Origin of the sequence: Kamptonema sp. UHCC 0994 (genome assembly GCF_029167235.1) — a bacterium.
GTDB lineage: Bacteria > Cyanobacteriota > Cyanobacteriia > Cyanobacteriales > Microcoleaceae > Kamptonema.
In genome coordinates this window covers 1-3661 of the sequence record NZ_JARFTR010000252.1, presented here as the reverse complement: position 1 = coordinate 3661, position 3661 = coordinate 1, and the positions used below count along the sequence as shown (strand labels likewise).

The window sequence follows — 3661 nt, the reverse complement described above, 5'->3', positions numbered from 1 at the left end:
TAGGCGGTGCCCTAACCGCCTAGAAGGCGGCGTTACGGATATCTGTCCTAACTGACGAAAGCGGTTGCTATAGTTTTGTAATTGCAATCTAATTGTATTACAAAACTTTCTATTTTACCTAGTATAATCTAAGTAATAATGATTGGCTTTGAGACTTACCTTGACGGATTATTTCGCCGCAACCATGCCCGCACTAACTTAATTTCATCATAAGTATACTTCTCACCTAAAAGTTGATAAATTGGTGTTAAAGAACGATCGCCTACTAGCTCAATTGCTGTAATAATAGCTTGCTGACTATCGGAATCTACCAACTGATTTATATCAATTTCTTGATTCATTTCTATTAACTCAGCTAAATGAGCCACAACTCTAGTAGGGCGGATATCCCGCATTTCAGCGATTACGTCCACAGTTAAACCTTGCTGATGTAATTGTAAGGTTAGCATCTGAGTATGAGATGGCTGATTGGGAATATTTGATCCAGTTAAAGATGTTGATACCGTTGGCATTCCTTGTTCTTCACAATACTCTCGAATTGCTTCAATAAACTGTTTACCATACTTATCTCGCTTGCGTGTTCCTACCCCAGAAATTTTTGCAAATTCATTTAAAGTTTGGGGGCGTTGTTCTGCCATTGCCCGTAAACTAGAATCAGGAAATACCACATAAGGTGGCACAAATTGCTCATCGGCGATTTGTTTTCTAAGTGTACGCAATAACCCAAATAATATCTCTCCTTCTACTGCTGAAGATCGCGTTACTGCCTGTACTTCCTGTTTGCGAACAACGGCGATTTCCACAGTCCGCTGACGTTTCATTACTTCCCAACTTCTAGCATTTAATTTTAATACAGGATAGCCATCTGTTGTTTCATCTAGCAAGCCTTGATGCAGCAGAGATCGCGCTAACATTTTCCAATCTTCAGCGCTTTTTTCTTTACCAATTCCATAGGTAGAAAGTTTGTCATGTCCGTATTGTAAAACCTTTTGACTTTTAGAACCTCGCAGCACTTCAATAATATGATTCATGCCAAATCTTTCTTTGCATCTCGCTACACCAGAAAGGAATTTCATCGCCTCAATAGTCCAGTCTTCTAAGGGTTTTTGATTGCGGCAGTTATCGCATTGGCTGCAATTTCCCGGAAATTCTTCTCCAAAATAACTTAATTGAATGGTGCGGCGACAATCGGAAGCTTCAGCGTAATCTATAACTCGGCGGAACTGTTGCGTGGCAATTCTTTGTTCTTTAGGATCGGGTTTTTGTTCGATTAAATATTCTATAGTTCTGCGATCGCCATAACCGAGAAATAAAATACATTGGGCCGGTTCTCCATCTCTGCCGGCGCGTCCTGATTCTTGATAATATCCTTCTAAATTGCGCGGCAAATTGTAATGGACAACAAAACGCACGTCAGGTTTATTAATACCCATGCCAAAGGCAACTGTCGCTACCATAATCTGAACGTCATCTCTGATAAAACGGGTTTGATTGCTGGTGCGATCGCTATCGTTTAAGCCTGCATGGTAAGGTAGAGCAGAAATCCCAACTTGCTGAAGTTTATAGGCAAGTTCATCAACATTTTTGCGGCTGAGACAATAGATAATTCCTGAGCCGCCATTTTTGTCAATTATTTGTAATAATTCAGCAAAACTCTGCTTAGTTTTGGCTCGAACTTCGTAATATAAATTAGGACGGTTGAAGCTGGCAACGTGGATATAAGGTTCTCTAAGAGCTAACTGCTGCATAATATCAAGGCGGACGCGATCGGTCGCAGTAGCAGTTAGTGCCATAATCGGAATATGGGGATAGCGATCGCGCACCTGCAATATTTGCCGATAATCTGGCCGGAAATCGTGACCCCATTCCGAGACGCAGTGAGCCTCATCGATCGCAAAGGCTGAAATCCCCAAACTCGCGGCTACCTGGTCTAGAAAGGGCAAAAAACGCTCGCTCAGCAAACGTTCGGGGGCAACATAAAGCAGTTTAATTTTACCATCTAGAATCGCAGTTTCTCGCGATCGCGTCTCCATCAAAGAGAGAGTGCTATTGAGAAAAGTTGCCCCAATCCCATTATCCCTCAGCGATTCCACCTGGTCTTGCATCAGCGCAATCAATGGCGACACCACCACAGTCAAGCCTGGTTTCAACAGTGCCGGCAATTGAAAACACAGCGACTTACCGCCGCCAGTAGGCATCACAATCAGCATATCTCGCTTGGAGAGAGCTGCTTCGACAATTTCCCGCTGTCCAGGGCGAAAAGAATCGTACCCAAAAAAATGTTTGAGGGCCTGTTCAAGCGATCGCGGTTGGGTAAAAGTTGGCGGTAGTAGCGCTGACATTTACAATAGTTGTCGTTGACTTCCTCATTATTTTATGCTTAAAAGAGCACAAACAGACGCAATCATCTAAAATCTAAGATAATTAACTGGAGTAACCCATGCCAAAAGCTACTTGGAACGGTGCAGTCTTAGCCGAAAGCGACGCTTGCGAAGTTGTAGAAAATAACTATTACTTCCCCCCCGACACCATAAACCGCGAATATTTCAAAGAAAGTAGCACCCACACTACCTGCGGTTGGAAAGGAGTAGCGAGTTACTACAGCATCGAAGTCAATGGCGAAGTCAACAAAGACGCTGCATGGTACTATCCCACCCCAAAAGAAGCAGCTAAAAATATTACCGGCTATATCGCCTTTTGGAAAGGCGTGAAAGTAGAGCGTTAACAATTAAAATGGGAAATTCTATAAGAATTTCCCACTCTAATTCGTATTCAATACTCGACCTTATAGCTATCTATTCCTCCGCCCAATTAGCTACCGCCTCCCATCCCAGTCCGCGCCTGACAATACTAGGCTTATCTTTTGTTAAATCGATAATCGTAGAAACCTGATATCCTGTTTCCGAGGTATCATCAACAATTATATCCACCAACTTTTCCAGAGAATCAAATAATTCTGCCTTGCCAAAGTTTTCTTCAGTTGCTAATGCTGCTGCGGGTGCTTTTCCCTCATCATCAGTAGTAATATGAGCAGAAGTAGAAATAATTGGATTTCCTAAAGCCTCCAACAGTGCTAAGCAAAATTTTTGATCGGGGACGCGAATACCTGTAGTTTTGCGCTTAGGTTCCATCACCAATCGAGGCACTAACTTAGTTGCTGGCAATAGGAAGGTATAAGGCCCTGGAATTAATCGTTTGATCGTGCGGTAGCCAGCATCGCTAACGACAGCATATTGAGCAATATTCGACAGAGAAGGACATAGGAATGTCAAAGGTTTATCATTAGATAAATGCTTGATCTGCCTTACCCGTTCCACTGCCGACTTAGCATTAAGATCGCAGCCGATCGCGTAGACTGTATCAGTAGGATAAAGCATGACAGCCCCGGCTTGCAAGGCTTTTTTAATCTTCTCGATCTTCTCTTTTTGCGGTGTTTCTGGATGTACTTGATAAATCTCAGCCATTATTTGATTTGTTGTTTGTTAGTAGTTAGTGGTTAATTGTTATTTGTTGGTTGTTATTTGTTAGTTGTTGTGATAACATTTTTCTGGGTTTTAGTCCACATCAAATTTAGCAGGATATAGCACTCGCCAAGACGGATAGAGCAATCTCTATTAGTTTGAGACTCACGTAACGCCGCCTTCTAGGCGGTAACATACCG

General features: G+C 42.5%; 3 protein-coding genes. 1 reads left to right on the top strand and 2 read right to left on the bottom strand.

The window, feature by feature from the left end; genetic code table 11:
• Positions 1-155: 155 nt before the first annotated feature.
• The gene (recQ, locus tag PY364_RS22225; protein ID WP_275526357.1) at positions 156-2342 is read right to left on the bottom strand and encodes a DNA helicase RecQ; all 2187 of its coding nucleotides are present in this window, start codon (positions 2340-2342) and stop codon (positions 156-158) included.
• 98 nt (positions 2343-2440) lie between these two features.
• On the opposite strand from recQ, the gene PY364_RS22220 reads away from it, so the two are divergent.
• The gene (locus PY364_RS22220) at positions 2441-2725 is read left to right on the top strand and encodes a DUF427 domain-containing protein (RefSeq protein WP_007357275.1); all 285 of its coding nucleotides are present in this window, start codon (positions 2441-2443) and stop codon (positions 2723-2725) included.
• Between the two features lie 70 nt (positions 2726-2795).
• Here PY364_RS22220 and PY364_RS22215 read toward each other — a convergent pair whose 3' ends face one another.
• On the bottom strand, positions 2796-3464 hold the full coding sequence (locus tag PY364_RS22215) for an L-threonylcarbamoyladenylate synthase (protein ID WP_275526355.1): 669 nt from the start codon (positions 3462-3464) through the stop codon (positions 2796-2798).
• Positions 3465-3661 lie beyond the last annotated feature (197 nt).

What these genes read in the sequence shown, in the direction of transcription:
- recQ (WP_275526357.1), bottom strand. Translation starts at nt 2,342, where the DNA reads ATGTCAGCGCTACTACCGCCAACTTTTACCCAACCGCGATCGCTTGAA.
- PY364_RS22220 (WP_007357275.1), top strand. Translation starts at nt 2,441, where the DNA reads ATGCCAAAAGCTACTTGGAACGGTGCAGTCTTAGCCGAAAGCGACGCT.
- PY364_RS22215 (WP_275526355.1), bottom strand. Translation starts at nt 3,464, where the DNA reads ATGGCTGAGATTTATCAAGTACATCCAGAAACACCGCAAAAAGAGAAG.